Below are 13,431 nucleotides of genomic sequence, written 5' to 3'. Positions count from 1 at the left end.
GGTCGGAGTCAGCCGGGCAGTCGGGCGGCCACGGCGTCGAGGACCCAGTCCAGGCCGGTGGTGAAGGACGTCTCGGCGTCCACCTCGGTGCCGTCGTGCACGGCCCGGGCCAGCGCCGGGTAGCGGCCGGTGGTCAGCATCCTCGTCACGTGCGGGCCGTGGGCGCGCTGCCAGTCGCGTTTGGACAGACCCGTGGCGCGTTCCGCCCGCAGGTTGGCGATCTCCCGCCGCAGTGCGCCGATGACGTAGGCGCCGACGGTCTCCACGGTGCGCAGGACGGTGTCGGTGTCGGCGATCCCGTCGAGGGCGGCCAGTTGGGTCTCGGTCACGGCCAGGCCGTTCGGTCCCAGGGTGGGTCGGCCGCCGAGCAGGTCGGCCAGCCACTCGTGCCGCAGCACGGTCCGCCGGGTGCGGTGGGCGACGACCCGCAGCGTCTCCCGCCAGTCGGCGGGCGGTTCGCCGGGGAGGATCTCGGCGTGCACGGCGTCCACCATCAGGTCGAGCAACTCGTCCTTGGTGGAGAGGTGACCGTACAGCCGCATCGGGCCGGCGTTGAGGCGGGCGGCGACCTTACGCAGCGACACCGCCGTCAGGCCGCCCTCGTCGGCCAGCGCGACGGCGGCGGCGACGATCCGTTCCCGGTCGAGCGGCGCCGGGGGAGGCGGCGGTTCCGGCCGGTCCCACACGGTCATGGTCACCTCCGGCTGGTGGCGTCGAGACGGTCCGCGTCGATACAGTGTATCGCCATGAGACAGCGTATCGCGGTGGTGGGCGCCGGCCCCGGTGGCCTCACCTTCGCCCGGGTCCTGCACCGCCTCGGCCATCCCGTCGTCGTCCTGGAACGCGATCGCGGGCCCGACGCCCGTCCCCCGGGCGGCACGCTGGACCTGCACGAGGGGCTCGGCCAGCTGGCGCTGGACAAGGCGGGGCTGACGGCCCGGTTCCGGGAGCTGTCGCGTCCCGAGGGGCAGGCCATGCGCATCCTCGACCCGGCGGGAACCGTGCTGCGGGACTGGCGACCCCGACCGGACGAGCGGGCCAATCCGGAGATCGACCGTGGGCAACTGCGGGACCTGCTGCTCGATTCGCTCGACGTGCGGTGGGGGCAGAAGGTGACCCGGGTGGTGCCCGGGGACGGCGCGCTCGTGCACCTCGCCGATGGGCGGCAGGAAGCGTTCGATCTCGTGGTCGGCGCGGACGGCGCGTGGTCGCGGGTGCGGCCCGCGGTGTCGCCGGTGACCCCGCGGTACACCGGCGTCACCGCGGTCGAGACCTCCCTCGACGACGTCGACACCCGCCACCCGGACCTGGCCGAGCTGATCGGCGACGGCGCGGTCGCCGTGTACGGGGTGAACCGCGGGGTCGTCGCCCAACGCAACAGCGGCGGCCACGTCACGGTGTACGTGCAGCTCCGCGCGCCACTGGACTGGCACGCGGGGCTGGACCCGGCCGACGTGGAGGCGGCACGGTCGGCCCTGCTCGCCCTGTTCGACGGGTGGGCGCAACCGGTGCGCGACCTGGTCGGTCGGGGCACCGCGTTCGTCCACCGCCCGATCCACGTCCTTCCCGTGTCCCACACCTGGGCCCACGTGCGTGGGGTGACGCTGCTCGGTGACGCCGCGCACCTGATGCCGCCGTTGGGGGCGGGGGCGAACCTGGCGATGCTCGACGGCGCCGAGCTCGCGGAGTCCGTCGCCGCCGCCCCCGACGACCTGGACGGGGTGGTGCGGGCCTGGGAGGAACGGATGTGGGCCCGGGCCGGCAGGTGGGCGGCGATCACCACGGCCGGTCTGGAACGCCTGGTCGGCCCGCACCCGGCCGCGGCCCTCGCCCTCTTCGACGAGGTCCAGTCCTCCTGACCGCCGCGCACCGGCTCCGCCCCGGCCGGTGCGGAAAACGTCTGGCGGCTCGCGTCGACCGGCTGGCAGGGTGACCGGCATGACAGCACAGGCGCTGGCGGGCGCGCTCGCCGACGAGGCACGCCGACGGGTCTTCGCGGCGATCGTGCTCGGTGGCGGTGACGTCGCGGCGGTGGCCGGGCGGGCCGACCTGCCGCTGCGTCAGGTGGTCACGGCGGTGCGGCGGCTGGCCGACGCGGGGTGGGTCGTCGAGGACGACGGGGAACTGCGGGTGGACGCGGTACGGCTGCGTGACGCCGCCCGGACGCCGCAGCCGCAGCGGGCGGCCGAGCAACCGGCGGAGCGGGTGTCACGCATCTTCCTGCGCGACGGGGTGCTGCGGGGTCTGCCGGCGCAGCGGGGCCGGCGGCGGCTTCTGCTGGCCCGCATCGTCACGTCGTTCACCCCGGGGGTGCGCTACCCGGAGCGCGCGGTCGACGAGGTGCTGCGCCGGTGGTGCGACGGCGGCGGCACCGACCACGTGACGGTCCGCCGGTACCTGATCGACGAGGCCCTGCTGAGCCGCGACCAGGGGGTCTACTGGCGTACCGGGCCGTGACCGACGACGGCGGCACGGGCGGGTTGACGGGCGCGCCGGGACGAGGTAAATACTGAAGTACGACTTGAGTCGCCCCGACTCAAGTCCACTGGAAACCTTCGGCCCGAGGAAACCGAGGAGGCACGACCATGCTGATGCGTACCGACCCCTTCCGTGAGATCGACCGGCTCGCCGAACAGTTCTTCGGCACCACCAGCCGCCCCGCGGTGATGCACCTGGACGCCTGGCGCGACGGTGACTACTTCCACGCCGCGTTCGACCTGCCCGGGGTGGACCCCGACAGCATCGACTGCACGGTGGAGCGCAACGTGCTGACCGTCCGCGCGCAGCGCCGCCGTCCCACCTCCGACGGCATCGAACTGGTCGCCGCCGAACGGCCGATGGGCACCTTCTCCCGGCAACTGTTCCTCGGCGACACCCTCGACACCGACCGGCTGGAGGCCGCCTACGAGCACGGGGTGCTGACGCTGCGCATCCCGATCGCCGAGCGGGCCAAGCCGCGTCGGGTCCCGGTCACCGCCGGTAACGGACACCGGCAGATCACCGCCTGACCGGCACGCCCACGGTGGGGGCCGGACCGGCCCCCACCGGGCCGAACACCGTCGCGCCCGGGCGTCGGGCGATCCACTCGGGCGCGCCTGCCCGTGATTACCCACCGGGGCTGAGAGTCTTTCTCGCATGCTGCGTCCCGACGGCCCCGTCCTGCCCCGCACCCCGACCCGCCCGGCGCTGACCGGCACACCTGTCGACTTCACCGAGGCGTGGCTGCGTAACCGTCGACTGTCGGCACACACCCGCGACGCCTACCGCCGCGACATCGCCGGCTGGCTCACCTGGTGCGCCGACGGCGACCTGGATCCGCTGCGGGCCACCTTCCTCGACGTCAACGCCTACGCCCGACACCTGGAGGCCACCCCCGCGGCGCGCAGCGGCCGGCCGCTGACCCCGGCCACCGTCGCCCGGAAACTGTCCGCCCTGTCCAGCTGGTACGAGTTCCTTCTGAAGCTGCGGGCGGTGGACGCCAATCCGGTCTCCGGGGCCGACCGGCCGCGCATCGACCGGGACCACTCGGCCACCGTCGGCCTCACCCCGCAGGAGGTCGACGCGCTGCTGGCCGCAGCCGACGCCGACACCGGACCGACGGCCGCCCGCAACCGGGCCGCCGTCGCCCTGCTGGCCGACCTCGGCCTGCGCGTCGGTGAACTGGTCTCCCTCGACCTGGCCGACCTCGGCGCGGAACGGGGGCACCGCAGCATCCGGTTCGTCGGCAAGGGCGGCAAGTCCCGCCGTCGGGCACTCACCCCGGGCACCGCGTACGCCCTCGACGCCTATCTGGCCGAGCGGGCGGCGGCGGCCGGGGTCGGCGTGGCGGAACTGACCGGGCCGCTGCTGGCCACCACCACCGGCGGTCGACTCGACCGGCACTCGGTGTTCCGGCTGGTGCGCCGGCTGGCCGCCACGGCGGGCATCGCGGCGGCGGCGAAACTGTCCCCGCACTCGCTGCGGCACGCCTTCGCCACCACAGCCCGCGAGGAGGGGGTGCCGTTGGAGGACGTGCAGGACGCGATGGGGCACGCCGACCCGCGGACCACCCGCCGCTACGACCGGGACCGGCACAACCTCGACCGGGACCCGGCGTACGTCATCTGGGCGGCGCGGGCCCGGCGGCGCGGCTGAGGAAAACCGGTTGACGGAGTAAGCGCTCACTCCCGAGTGTGGTGCCATGACGGCACCCGGGGGACGCCGACGACGCGCGCCGGCCATGGCCGCCGACCGCCGCCGCGCCATGATCGTGCAGAGCGCGCTGCCCCTGCTGACCCGCCGGGGCACCACCCTGACCGCGGCCGAGGTGGCACGGGCCGCCGGAATCGGCGAGGCGACCGTGTTCCGCGCCTTCGCCGACAAGCAGGCGCTGATCGACGCCTGCGTGGCCGAGGTCCTGCGCCCCGACCCGCTGCTCGACCGGTTGGCCCGCATCGACCGACGCCAGCCCCTCGCCGGTCGGCTCACCGAGGCCGCCGTGGCGGTCCACGCCCACCTGGCCCGGCTGGGCGCGGTGCTCGGTGCCCTGCACGCCGCCGGCCGCGCCCGCCCCGACCCGCCACCGGCCGGCGCGGCGGCGACGGCGGTCCGGTCGGCGGTGGCCGCCCTGTTCGTCCCCGACGCCGACCGGCTACGGCTCCCGCCCGACCAGCTCGCCGACCTGTTCCTCGGCCTGCTGTCCCCACCGGGCCCGCTGGCCGGCACGGCGTCGCCCCCCACCGACCTGGTCGACCTGTTCCTGCACGGTGCGCTGACCCGGGTCAGGTGAGCAGGTCGAGGTGGTGGTGGGCGTCGGCGGAGATGTCCTCGTGCCGCAGCCACCGCCACGTCCACAACCGGGCGGCCACCTCGGCCTGCCCGTCACCCCATGCGGCGTGCTCCACCAGCAGCGCCGCCGCCAGCGCGTACGCCATCCGCAGGGCCAGGCCACGCGCGCCGGCCAGGACCGTCGCCGACGCCGGATCGGCGGTGACCTCACCGACGGTGGCCCGCAGTTCCGCGGCCACCGTGGCCAGGGTGCCGGCCAGGGCCGGGGACAACGGACGCGCCACGTCGGCGGCGGCGGTGAGCCGCGCCAGCAGCGGCCCGGCCGCGTCCTGGCGGGTGACCGCCCGCAGCACGTCCACCGCCAGCACGTTGGTGGTGCCCTCCCAGATCGGCAGGACCTGCGCGTCGCGCAGCAGCCTCGGTACGCCGGTGTCCTCGACGTAGCCGGCCCCACCGAACGCCTCCACGTACTCGGCGGCGGACGACACCGCCAGCCGTCCGGTGGCCAGCTTCGCCAGCGGCGCGACCACCCGCAGCTCCGCGGCGGCCTGCGGGTCGCCGCCGACCTCGACCCGGCCGAGCAACGCGAACGCGTGCCCGGCCAGCGCGAACGCGCCCGCCGCGTCGACCGCCAACGCGCCGAGGGTGGCCCGGTGCAGCGGATTGTCGGCCAGCAGCCCGCCGGCCACCCGCCGGGTGCGCGCGTACGCCAGCGCGTAGGACAGGCCCCGGCGCATCCCCGACGCGGCGGCCGACGCGTTGTGCACCCGGGTCACCACCACCAGGGTCATCGCCCGCACCAGCCCCGGCACCGCCGGGTCACCCAACGGCAGCGCGTACGCGTCCCGCAGGCCGATCTCGGCGGTCGGCAACGCCCGGGTGCCCAGCTTGTCCTTGAGCCGCCGCACCACCACCCCGGGAGCGGGACCGTCCGGCGTGGCGGTCGCACCGGCCAGCGGCGAGTCGGCGGCGTAGCGGGGCACCAGGAACGGGGCGAGGACCCGGCTGCCCCGGCCGGCGCCCTCCGGCCGGGCCAACGCCACCGCCATCGCCGCGTCGGCGGCCGAGCAGAACCACTTCTCCCCGGTCAGCCGCCACGACCCGTCGGCGGCCGGCCGGCCGAGGGTGCCGGTGCCGGACAGGTCGGAGCCGCCCTGCGACTCGGTCATCCACTGCCCGCTGACGATCGCCGTGTCCGGGTCGGTGGCGACCAGCCGCGGCAGCCACGCGTCACGCACCCCCGCGTCGACGTCGGGGGTGCTCAGCAGCGCGGCGGCCCCGTCGGCCATCGCCACCGGGCAGGAGAACGTCGCCGACTCCGGCCCGTACAGGTGCAGCAGGGCATGCTGGACGACACGGGCGGCGGCCCCCCACGTGCCACGCGCCGCCGGCAGGTAGGGCAGGGCGACCACGGCGTGCCGGGCGGCGGCGGCCCGCTGGGCCTGCCAGCCGGCGCTGGTGGCGATCCGGTCGACGCGCGCGCCCCACGGGTCGTAGCGGACCAGCGTCGGCGGGTGGGCCTCGGCGTCGGCGTGCGCGGCGCGCAGCGGCCCGGTGACGTCGGCGGCCAGCGCGGTCAGCCGGTCCCGGGCGGCGGTGTGCCCGTCCGCGCCGAGCTGCCGGGTCAGCCACGACCGCAGCAGCCGGTCACCGGCGTACGGGTCGTCAATGTCCGGCACCGGCTGCACGTAGCGGCTCATCCGTCGCTCCTTCACCAGGGGTGTGCGCCGACCGTAGACGATCGCCCCGGCGGCGCGACAGGGGGCGAACCGCCTGCGCGGTCCCGGCCCGCCCGCCTACCGTCGCAGGTGATGAGCGTTCAGCAGGCGTGGACCCGACCGGCGCGGCGACGTCGCCCGGTGCGTACCGGCCTGTTCCTGGCCGGTCTCGCCGTCGGGCTGTGCCTGGTCGGGGTGGCCGGGCTGGGACTGTGGAACGTGCAGGTCGTGGCGGGCGCCACCGGCCCGGTGCGGGAGACCGCCGACGGGTTCCTGCGGGAGCTGTCCGCCGGTGAGGTGGACCAGGCGTACCGGCGGTTGTGCGCGCCGACCCGCAGCCGGTGGAGCGAGGTCGGTTTCGCCGGGTGGGTCCGCACCCCGCCGGTGGTCACCGGCTACGAGATCCTCGACGTGTCGGTACGCACCCGGGGAGGCCGGCCGGCGGGGGAGGTGGCGGTGCGGGTCACCCGCGACGGCGGGGCCGACGAGCAGCGGCGGCTGCCGGTGGTGAAGGAGGACGGGAAGTGGCGGGTCTGCGGCGACCCGTACTGACCGGCCGGCCCGGTCAGGCGCGCGGACCCAGGTCGCCGGAGCGGTAGTGTCGCCGGCACAGCACCTGGTAGCGCACGTCGGCGGTGTCGACGGTGTCCCCGATGACGACCTGCGCGCCCTCGCGGACCACCCGCCCGTCGACGACGCGGGCGTTGAGCAGCCCTTCCCGCCCGCACCAGCACAGCACCTCCACCTGGATGCGGGCCACCTCGTCGGCCAGTTCGAACAGCCGCCGGGCGGCCGGGAACAGGTCGGACCGGAAGTCGGTGGCGAGACCGAAGGCGTACACGTCGACGTCGTAGCCGTCGACCAGTTCGGCCATCTGCTCGACGTGCGCCACGTCGTAGAACGACGCCTCGTCGCAGATCAGGTAGTCGATGCGGACCCCCTCGGCCCAGGTGTCGCGGACCAGGGCCCGCAGGTCCAGCCCGTCGGTCACCTCCACCGCCGAGTGGGCCAACCCGATGCGGGTGGTGACCCGCGGCCCCAACGACCTGTCGATGCGGGTGGTGACCAGCCCCCGCCGGCCCTGCCGGGCGTGGTTGTAGTTCATCTGCAACGCCATCGTCGACTTGCCGCAGTCCATCGGACCCCAGAAGAACTTCAACGCGGCGGCGTGCAACGGGCGGCCGTCGACGCCCCGCGCGGCGGCGCACCCGGTCCCCCCGTCATGCGGGCCGGGCAGGGGACGGGCCAGGCAGGTGGGGGTGGCAGCGGCGTCGTCGGTCACGTCGGGGCAGCCTAGCCCATCGGCGCGGGTGGATCGGGCCGATGGTCAGAGCACCCGGGGCGGGGTGTTGCCGGCGGCGACGATGGCCCGACGGATCGGCACGGCGGCCAGCAACGCGAACCCCACCACGAAGAAGATCAGCAGGGAGACCAGACCCACCCGGTAGGAGGAGGTGAGCTGGAAGACCAGGCCGAACGCCAGCGGGCCGAGCCAACTGGTGCCCTTGTCGCTGATCTCGTAGAACCCGTAGTACTCGCCCTCCTTGCCGGCGGGGATGAGCTGGCTGAACAGCGACCGGCTCAACGCCTGGCTGCCGCCGAGGACCAGACCGATCGCCCCACCGAGGATCATGAACGGCAGCGGTGCCTCGGCGGGCAACCGGAACGCCCCGATGATCACCCCGGTCCACAGCACCAGCGACAGCAGCACCGTCTTCCACGCCCCGATGCGCCGGGCCAACGCCCCCAGCGCCAACGCCCCGCCGAAGGCGAGGAACTGCACCAGCAGGATCGTCACGATCAGGGTGCTCTGCCCCAGCCGCAGCTCCTCGGTGCCGTACTGGCTGGCCAGGGTGATCACCGTCTGGATGCCGTCGTTGTAGACCAGGAACGCCAGCAGGAAGAACAGCGTCAACGGATACGCCTTGATCTCCCGCAGGGTCCGGCCGAGCTGCCGGAACCCGTCGGTGACCACGTTGCGGCCCGCCCCGCGCAGCGCCTCGGCGGTGGGGTGCTCCCGCAGCCACCGCAGCGGCACCAGGGTGAACACCGCCCACCACACCCCGGCCGACACGATCGACCAACGGGCCAGGTCCAGGGTGCGCTGCGGGTTGTCGTCCTCGCTGAGCAGGGTCACCGCCACCAGGTTCAACGCCAGCAGCAGACCACCGCCGAGGTAGCCGATGGCCCAGCCGCGACTGGACACCGCGTCGCGTTCGTCCGGTCCGGCCAGCTGCGGCAGGAACGAGTTGTACACCACCACCGCCGCGCCGAAGGCGATGTTGGCGACCAGGAACAACGCCCCACCGAGCAGGTACCGGTCGCCGGTGACCAGCGCCATCGCGATGGTCGCCCCGGCGCCGGTGAACGCGGCCCCGGCCAGCAGCCGCTTCTTGTGCACCGTCCGGTCGGCGATGGCCCCGACCACCGGCAGCACGAACACGGTCAACAGCACCGACAGCGAGATCAGGTACGGGTAGTAGGAGCCGGCGGCGACCCGGACGCCCAGCGGGTGCACGTACCCGTCGCAGGTGTCCGCGCCGAGTTCGCAGCCGGCGGCCAACTCGGTGACGGTGGTGAGGAACGGGCCGAGGAACACCGTGATGACGGTGGTCTGGAAGGCCGAGTTGGCCCAGTCGTACAGGTACCAGCCGCGCCGCTCCCGGCGCAGGCCCGCCGGGGTGTCGACGGTGGTGGGGGTGGTGGTGACCGGGTCGGCCATCGGGGTCCTCGGGGCTCAGGCGGCCCAGAGGCCGCGGCTGCGGTAGACGTCGCGCAGCACGCCGACGTGATCGGTCATGATGCCATCCACGCCACGATCCAGTAAGTCGTGCATCCGGGCAGGTTCGTCGATCGTCCAGACGTGCACGTGCACGCCCAGCCGGCGGCAGTAGGCCAGGAAGCGGCGGTCGACCACCGGCACCCCGGCGTAGCGGGGCGGCACCTGCGCGGCCACCACCGACGGCGGCAACCGCACCGGCCGGCCGTGTCGCGACGCCCACCACAGCCGCGCCACCCCGCGCGCACCCAGGCCGGTGGCGACCCGGCCGCCGGTGGCCGCGCGCAGCCGCGCCAGCCGGGCGTCGCTGAACGACGCGAGCAGCACCCGGTCGGCCGCGCCGGCCCGGGTCACCGCCTCGACCGCCGGGGTGACGCCACCGTCGGCCTTCACGTCGATGTTGAACCGGACCTGCGGCCAGGCGGCCAGCACGTCGTCGAGGCGGGGCACGACCGCCGCGCCGCCGACCCGCACCGTGGCCAGGTCGGCCCAGCGCAGGTCGGCGATGCGGCCCCGCTGCCCGGTGACCCGGCGCAGGGTGGAGTCGTGGAAGACCACGCACACCCCGTCGGCGGTGGCGTGCACGTCGGTCTCCACGTACCGGTAGCCCAGGTCGACGGCCCGGGCGAACGCGGCGACGGTGTTCTCGTCGCCGTCGGCGGCGCCACCGCGGTGCGCGAAGGCCAGCGGGGTGGGGGCGTCCAGGTAGCCGGCTCGGGTCGACACGCAGCGCAGTATGCCCGCCCGGCGTGGCCGGCGGGTGGCCGACCGGCGACGGGTCAGGCCGAGGTGGGGCGGCGGTGGACCCGGCTGGTGTCGACGGGACGTCCCGGGTCGACGTGCCGGGGCCGGTCGGGTTCGTCGGGACGCAGTGGCACCAGGGTGTCGGTGATCGCGTCGATGATCCGGTCGGTGCCCCGGCGGGCCGCGCCGGGCGCGACGGGGGAGAGGTCGGCCAGGTGCAGCGGCGCGCCGAAGCGGACCCGGATCACCGGGCGGCGCACCAGCGTCCGGGCCAACGCGCGCAGCATGCCCCGGGGCGCCCGGTAGGGCAGCACCTCGTGCGATCCCCACTGGGCCACGGGCACCACGGGGGCGTCGCAGGCCATGGCGAGGCGGGCGGTGCCGGTCTTGCCGCGTTCGGGCCACATGCCGGGGTCCAGGCCGATGCGTCCCTCCGGGTAGACCAGCACCACCGACCCGGCGGTGACCGCCGCGGCGGCGTCGTCGAGGGCCCGGCGTACGGCGCTGCTGCCCCGGTCGACGCGCAGGTGCCCGGCGTGGCGCATCAACGCGCCGAGCCCCGGGGTGCGGAACAGCCCACCGGTGGCCATGAAGCGGGGCGAGACGCCCCGGGCCCGGCAGGCCGCGCCCAGCACGATCGGGTCGAAGGGGCTGATGTGGTTGGCGGCCAGGATCAGCGGCCCCCGACGCAGGTGTTCGGGGACGTCCCCGCTGACCTCCAGCCGGGCGAACAGGGCGACGACCAGCCGGGCGAGCAGTTGGGCGGCACGCCAGAACCGTGGTGGCTGCCAGCCGGGGCGCGGGGTGTCCATCAGTCGCCGATGGTCGCACGGGCGTGGGGGAGGACCGAACGCCGGGTCGTGCGGCCTGTGGTGATCAGGGTCATTGGTCCCGGGTCGGGTCGGGACCCCCGACCCTGCCCCACGGCCTACGACGCGCGGTAGTATCTACTACGTCTCGTAGTATCAATGGCAGGGGGATCCCGGTGGACGCGTTGGACGTCGCCCGCTGGCAGTTCGGTGTCACCACCGTCTACCACTTTCTCTTCGTACCACTGACCATCGGGCTGTCCGTCCTGGTCGCCATCCTCCAGACCCGCTGGCACCGCACCGGCGACGAGAAATACCTCAAACTCACCAAGTTCTACGGCAAACTCTTCCTGATCAACTTCGCCATGGGCGTCGTCACCGGCATCGTGCAGGAATTCCAGTTCGGCATGAACTGGTCCGACTACTCCCGCTTCGTCGGCGACATCTTCGGCGCACCCCTGGCCATCGAAGCCCTCGTCGCCTTCTTCCTCGAATCCACCTTCATCGGCCTGTGGATCTTCGGCTGGGACCGGCTCCCCAAACGCCTGCACCTCGCCAGCATCTGGGCCGCCGCCATCGGCACCAACCTGTCCGCCTACTTCATCCTCGCCGCCAACTCGTTCATGCAGAACCCCGTCGGCTACCGCTTCAACCCCGACACCGGACGCGCCGAACTCACCGACTTCGTCGCCGTCCTCACCAACAAGGTCGCCCTCATCACCTTCCCGCACACCCTCGCCGGCTCCTTCCTCGTCGCCGGCGCCCTCGTCACCACCGTCGGCCTCTGGCACGTCATGCGCCGCCGCGACAACCCAGACACCGACGCCTACCGCCACGCCACCCGCTTCGGCGCCTGGGTCGTGCTCATCTCCGCCACCCTCGTCGTCCTCACCGGCGACATCCAAGGCAAGATCATGACCCAGGTGCAGCCCATGAAAATGGCCGCCGCCGAAGGCCTCTACACCACCGAAAGCCCCGCCTCGTTCTCCGTACTCACCGTCGGCAGCCTCGACGGCAGCCGCGAGGTCTTCGCCCTCAAGATCCCCTACCTGCTGTCCTACCTCGGCACCGGCGACCCCAACGGCACCGTCCACGGCATCAACGACCTCCAGGCCCAGTACGCCAGCCAGTACGGCCCCGGCAGCTACACCCCGATCATCCCGGTCACCTACTGGAGCTTCCGCTTCATGATCGGCTTCGGGCTCGCCGCCGCCGCCATCGCCCTGCTCATCCTCTGGAGCCAACGCAAGGGCCGCACCCCCACCAACAGATGGCTGCTGCGCGCCGGCCTGATCATGCCCGTGCTACCACTGCTCGCCAACTCCTTCGGCTGGATCTTCACCGAGATGGGCCGCCAACCCTGGATCGTCTTCGGCGAGATGCTCACCCGCGACGGCGTCTCCCGCAGCGTCTCCCTCACCGAAGTCCTCACCTCCTTCACCGCCTTCACCCTCATCTACGCCGTCCTCGCCGTCATCGAGTTCAAACTCCTCCTGCGCTACGCCCGCGCCGGCGTACCCGAGGTCACCCCCACCCCCGACGACACCGACGACGCCGAGCGCCCGCTCGCCTTCGCCTACTGACCCGGAGCCCCACCGTGGAACTCACCACCATCTGGTTTCTCCTCGTCGCCGTGCTCTTCACCGGCTACTTCATCCTCGAAGGCTTCGACTTCGGCGTCGGCATGCTCCTACCCGTCCTCGGCCGCGACGACCGGCAACGCCGCGTCCTCATCAACACCATCGGACCCGTCTGGGACGGCAACGAGGTCTGGCTCATCACCGCCGGCGGCGCCATGTTCGCCGCCTTCCCCGAGTGGTACGCCACCCTCTTCTCCGGCTTCTACCTGCCGCTGCTGCTCATCCTGCTCGCCCTCATCGCCCGCGGCGTCGCCTTCGAATACCGCCACAAGCGCCCCGAAGCCGCCTGGAAACGCCGCTGGGACCACGCCATCTTCTGGGGCTCCGCCATCCCCGCCCTACTCTGGGGCGTCGCCTTCGCCAACATCTTCCGCGGGGTACCGCTTTCCGCCGACCACGAATACGTCGGCGGCCTGGTCGACCTGCTCAACCCCTACGCCCTGCTCGGCGGCCTGACCACCCTCGGCCTCTTCCTCACCCACGGCGCGGTGTTCCTCGCCCTCAAGACCACCGGCGACATCCGCCACCGCGCCGGCACCCTCGCCGTCACCCTCGGCACCGGCACCGCCGTCGCCGCCGTCGCCTTCCTCACCTGGACCCTCACCATCCGCGCCAACCCCGCCGCCATCACCCTCGCCGTCGGCGCCGCCCTCGCCCTGCTCGGCGCACTCGCCGCCGCCCGGGCACGCCGCGAAGGCTGGGCCTTCACCGGCACCGCCCTGGCCATCGCCCTCGCCGTCGCCACCCTCTTCACCGCCCTGTTCCCCAACGTCATGCCCTCCACCGGCGACCCCGCCGGCACCCTCACCGCCACCAACGCCGCCTCCACCCCCTACACCCTGAAAATCATGACCTGGGTCGCCGTCGTCTTCACCCCGATCGTCCTCGCCTACCAAAGTTGGACCTACTGGGTGTTCCGCAAGCGAATCGGGGTACAGAACATCCCGCAACACTGAAAAGACGCGCGAGGGGCG

The 13,431-nt window shown here is 73.6% G+C and carries 14 protein-coding genes; 8 read left to right on the top strand and 6 right to left on the bottom strand.

Translation table 11 applies throughout. The annotated features are described in order from the left end of the window. Positions 1 to 8: 8 nt before the first annotated feature. Positions 9 to 692 (bottom strand): TetR/AcrR family transcriptional regulator, encoded by a 684-nt coding sequence (locus ACN260_RS13995; RefSeq protein ID WP_422756710.1) that lies wholly within the window; start codon positions 690 to 692, stop codon positions 9 to 11. 54 nt (positions 693 to 746) lie between these two features. Between ACN260_RS13995 and ACN260_RS13990 the strand changes: the two genes are divergently transcribed. The 5 genes from ACN260_RS13990 to ACN260_RS13970 all read left to right on the top strand — a co-directional run bounded on the left by ACN260_RS13990 (position 747) and on the right by ACN260_RS13970 (position 4,768). Further along, positions 747 to 1,859 carry an FAD-dependent oxidoreductase gene (locus ACN260_RS13990; RefSeq protein ID WP_422756376.1) on the top strand — a complete coding sequence of 371 codons (1,113 nt, stop codon included), beginning with the start codon at positions 747 to 749 and terminating at the stop codon, positions 1,857 to 1,859. Between the two features lie 79 nt (positions 1,860 to 1,938). Continuing rightward, complete coding sequence (locus ACN260_RS13985; RefSeq protein WP_422756375.1) at positions 1,939 to 2,457, top strand: DUF2087 domain-containing protein; 519 nt, start codon at positions 1,939 to 1,941, stop codon at positions 2,455 to 2,457. A 128-nt stretch (positions 2,458 to 2,585) separates the two neighbouring features. Beyond that, the gene (locus ACN260_RS13980; protein WP_422756374.1) at positions 2,586 to 3,008 is read left to right on the top strand and encodes an Hsp20/alpha crystallin family protein; all 423 of its coding nucleotides are present in this window, start codon (positions 2,586 to 2,588) and stop codon (positions 3,006 to 3,008) included. A gap of 127 nt (positions 3,009 to 3,135) precedes the next feature. After that, the gene (locus tag ACN260_RS13975) at positions 3,136 to 4,134 is read left to right on the top strand and encodes a tyrosine-type recombinase/integrase (protein WP_422756373.1); all 999 of its coding nucleotides are present in this window, start codon (positions 3,136 to 3,138) and stop codon (positions 4,132 to 4,134) included. A gap of 46 nt (positions 4,135 to 4,180) precedes the next feature. Beyond that, entirely contained in the window at positions 4,181 to 4,768 is a 588-nt protein-coding gene (locus tag ACN260_RS13970; protein WP_422756372.1) for a TetR/AcrR family transcriptional regulator, read from the top strand. On the opposite strand, the gene ACN260_RS13965 is transcribed toward ACN260_RS13970, so the two are convergent. Further along, a complete protein-coding gene (locus tag ACN260_RS13965) occupies positions 4,761 to 6,467 on the bottom strand; it encodes an acyl-CoA dehydrogenase family protein (RefSeq protein WP_422756371.1) in 1,707 nt (568 codons plus the stop codon). The two genes, ACN260_RS13970 and ACN260_RS13965, sit on opposite strands and share 8 nt — an antisense overlap. A gap of 111 nt (positions 6,468 to 6,578) precedes the next feature. Between ACN260_RS13965 and ACN260_RS13960 the strand changes: the two genes are divergently transcribed. Then, positions 6,579 to 7,037, top strand: a complete 459-nt coding sequence (locus tag ACN260_RS13960; protein WP_422756370.1) for a hypothetical protein — start codon at positions 6,579 to 6,581, stop codon at positions 7,035 to 7,037. A gap of 13 nt (positions 7,038 to 7,050) precedes the next feature. Here ACN260_RS13960 and ACN260_RS13955 read toward each other — a convergent pair whose 3' ends face one another. The 4 genes from ACN260_RS13955 to ACN260_RS13940 are packed head-to-tail and all read right to left on the bottom strand — an operon-like array spanning position 7,051 to position 10,820. After that, a complete protein-coding gene (locus ACN260_RS13955) occupies positions 7,051 to 7,767 on the bottom strand; it encodes a thymidine kinase (protein WP_422756369.1) in 717 nt (238 codons plus the stop codon). 45 nt (positions 7,768 to 7,812) lie between these two features. Beyond that, complete coding sequence (locus ACN260_RS13950) at positions 7,813 to 9,207, bottom strand: MFS transporter (protein WP_422756368.1); 1,395 nt, start codon at positions 9,205 to 9,207, stop codon at positions 7,813 to 7,815. A 15-nt stretch (positions 9,208 to 9,222) separates the two neighbouring features. Continuing rightward, positions 9,223 to 9,990: a glycerophosphodiester phosphodiesterase gene (locus tag ACN260_RS13945; RefSeq protein WP_422756367.1), complete on the bottom strand. Its 768-nt coding sequence runs from the start codon at positions 9,988 to 9,990 to the stop codon at positions 9,223 to 9,225. A 53-nt stretch (positions 9,991 to 10,043) separates the two neighbouring features. Continuing rightward, on the bottom strand, positions 10,044 to 10,820 hold the full coding sequence (locus ACN260_RS13940; RefSeq protein WP_422756366.1) for a lysophospholipid acyltransferase family protein: 777 nt from the start codon (positions 10,818 to 10,820) through the stop codon (positions 10,044 to 10,046). A gap of 173 nt (positions 10,821 to 10,993) precedes the next feature. On the opposite strand from ACN260_RS13940, the gene ACN260_RS13935 reads away from it, so the two are divergent. After that, complete coding sequence (locus ACN260_RS13935) at positions 10,994 to 12,400, top strand: cytochrome ubiquinol oxidase subunit I (protein WP_422756365.1); 1,407 nt, start codon at positions 10,994 to 10,996, stop codon at positions 12,398 to 12,400. 14 nt (positions 12,401 to 12,414) lie between these two features. Next, positions 12,415 to 13,413, top strand: coding sequence for a cytochrome d ubiquinol oxidase subunit II (cydB, locus tag ACN260_RS13930; protein WP_422756364.1), 999 nt, complete (start codon positions 12,415 to 12,417; stop codon positions 13,411 to 13,413). Positions 13,414 to 13,431 lie beyond the last annotated feature (18 nt).

This window comes from Micromonospora sp. WMMD708 (genome assembly GCF_049315245.1).
Classification (GTDB): domain Bacteria; phylum Actinomycetota; class Actinomycetes; order Mycobacteriales; family Micromonosporaceae; genus Micromonospora; species Micromonospora wenchangensis.
This window is presented reverse-complemented; position numbering and strand designations above follow the sequence as displayed.